Origin of the sequence: Streptomyces sp. (assembly GCF_050698815.1) — a bacterium.
Taxonomy (GTDB): Bacteria; Actinomycetota; Actinomycetes; order Streptomycetales; family Streptomycetaceae; genus Streptomyces.
The window spans coordinates 1-2,313 of sequence record NZ_JBOHCV010000259.1; the positions used below are offsets into that span (position 1 = coordinate 1).

The 2,313-nt window shown below is 70.2% G+C and carries 2 protein-coding genes and 1 riboswitch; of the genes, one reads left to right on the forward strand and one right to left on the reverse strand.

Annotated features, from left to right (window positions below; genetic code table 11):
- The coding region (locus ACRDP3_RS09555; RefSeq protein ID WP_431516436.1) for a glycosyltransferase at window positions 1-572 on the reverse strand (572 nt) is incomplete at its 3' end.
- Window positions 573-733: 161 nt separating this feature from the next.
- Window positions 734-895, forward strand: a riboswitch (SAM riboswitch).
- A 16-nt stretch (window positions 896-911) separates the two neighbouring features.
- On the opposite strand from ACRDP3_RS09555, the gene thrC reads away from it, so the two are divergent.
- Window positions 912-2,255, forward strand: a complete 1,344-nt coding sequence (thrC, locus tag ACRDP3_RS09560; protein WP_431516437.1) for a threonine synthase — start codon at window positions 912-914, stop codon at window positions 2,253-2,255.
- Window positions 2,256-2,313 lie beyond the last annotated feature (58 nt).

The window sequence follows — 2,313 nt, forward strand, 5'->3', positions numbered from 1 at the left end:
TTGAGCAGCGGCCGGGCCACCAGTTCGGTGACCCGGCCGCCGCCCGCCGGGTCGTCGCCGAGCGGACGGTCGTACATCGCCTTGACCAGCCGCAGCTCCGGGTCGGTGAGCAGCGGTCCGACGATGCCGGAGACGAAGCCGGCGGAGAAGTCCTTCAGGTCGGCGTCGACGAAACAGACGATGTCGCCGCTCGTCACCAGCAGTGAACGCCACAGCACCTCACCCTTGCCGGGCAGCGCCGGCAGCCGCGGCAGCACCTCGTCGCGGTGGATCACCTCCGCGCCCGCCGCGGCGGCGGTCTCGGCCGTACGGTCGGTGGAGCCGGAGTCCAGCACCACCAGCTCGTCGACGAGCCCCGCCGACGGCGCCTGGGATGACGGGGATGACGGGGCCATCAGCTCGCGCCGGATCACCGACACGATCCCGCCGACGGTCCGCTCCTCGTTCAGGGCGGGCAGCACGACGCTCACCCGGGTGCCGGTGGCGCGCTTCGCGGCCAGCAGTCCGGGGAGCGGACGATCAGTGGCCGACCAGGACCGTCGACCCAGCCACTCCTCGACTTCTGGCAGCACGCGGCACTCCCTGTGATCCATCTCGCGGTACGGACGCCTGGCATCACACTGCGGTCCGTCCGTTACAGTCTTGAACAACGCGGACGACGATCGCATGCCGGGTCCGGCCCGGCGACGTCGCCCGCCGATCACAGCGAACAACCGCACACACAACTTCACACCGCTCATCCAGAGGGGCAGAGGGAACGGCCCGTTGAAGCCCCGGCAACCCTCCAGCCGGTCTCGCGCACCAGCATCACAGCTGATGTCACGCCGCGAGGCTCCCGGCTCGGGAAGGTGCCAATTCCGTCTTGTGGCGAGATACGTCACGAGGAAGATGAGGAGAGGGCCTCGCCGATCATGGCTGTTCAAGCTGCTCAAGCCGCTTCCAGCACCGCCACCCCCAGCACCGCCACCAGCACCGCCACTCCGGGCGTCTCGCTCGGTCCCGCCGTCGCGCTCTCCTGCCGCGAATGCGGCGAGCGCTGCCCGCTCGGTCCGGTCTTCGCCTGCGCGGAGTGTTTCGGGCCGCTGGAGATCGCGTACGAGTTCTCCGGCGGCGACGCCTCCGGCCCCGCCGGACTGCGTGAGCGCATCGAGGCGGGCCCGGACAACATCTGGCGGTACGCCCCGCTGCTGCCGGTCCCCGCCGACGTGGCCGACAAGCCCGGCATCAACCCCGGCTTCACCAAGCTGGTCCGGGCCGACCGGCTGGCCCGCGAACTCGGCGTCACCGGATCCCTGCACGTCAAGGACGACTCCGGCAACCCCACGCACTCCTTCAAGGACCGCGTCGTCGCCATCGCCGTGGAGGCCGCCCGCGCCTTCGGCTTCACCACCCTCTCCTGCTCCTCCACGGGCAACCTCGCCGGCGCCGTCGGTGCCGCGGCGGCCCGCGCCGGGCTGCGGTCCTGCGTGTTCATCCCGCACGACCTGGAACAGGGCAAGGTCGTGATGGCCGCGGTCTACGGCGGCGAACTCGTCGGCATCGAGGGCAACTACGACGACGTCAACCGCTTCTGCTCCGAACTGATCGGCGACCCGGCCGGTGAGGGCTGGGGCTTCGTCAACGTCAACCTGCGCCCGTACTACGCGGAGGGCTCCAAGACCCTCGCCTACGAGATCTGCGAACAGCTGGGCTGGCGGCTGCCGGACCAGCTCGTCGTCCCCATCGCCTCCGGCTCCCAGCTGACGAAGATCGACAAGGGGCTGAAGGAGCTGATCGCGCTCGGTCTGGTCGAGGACAGGCCGTACAAGATCTTCGGTGCCCAGGCGGAGGGCTGTTCGCCGGTCTCCCGTGCCTTCAAGGACGGGCACGACGTCGTACGCCCGGTCCGCCCGGACACCATCGCCAAGTCGCTGGCCATCGGGAACCCGGCCGACGGGCCGTACGTCCTGGACATCGCACGCCGTACGGGCGGCGCGGTGGAGGATGTGAACGACGGGCAGATCGTCGACGCGATCAAGCTGCTCGCCCGGACCGAGGGGATCTTCGCCGAAACGGCGGGCGGCGTGACCGTCGGCGTCACCAAGAAGCTGATCGAGGAGGGCGTGCTCGACCCGTCCCTCACCACCGTCGTACTCAACACCGGCGACGGCCTGAAGACCCTGGACGCGGTCTCGCCGGTGGTCGGCCCGGTCGGCACGATCGCGGCGACGACCGATGCGTTCCACGCCCTGGTCCCGGCGGTGAATACCCAATGAGCAGCACGGTCGCCGTTCGGGTCCCGACGATCCTGCGCACCTACACCCGGGGGGAGTC

Excerpts from the sequence above, each read along its gene's own strand:
- thrC (WP_431516437.1), top strand. The coding sequence starts at position 912 with ATGGCTGTTCAAGCTGCTCAAGCCGCTTCCAGCACCGCCACCCCCAGC.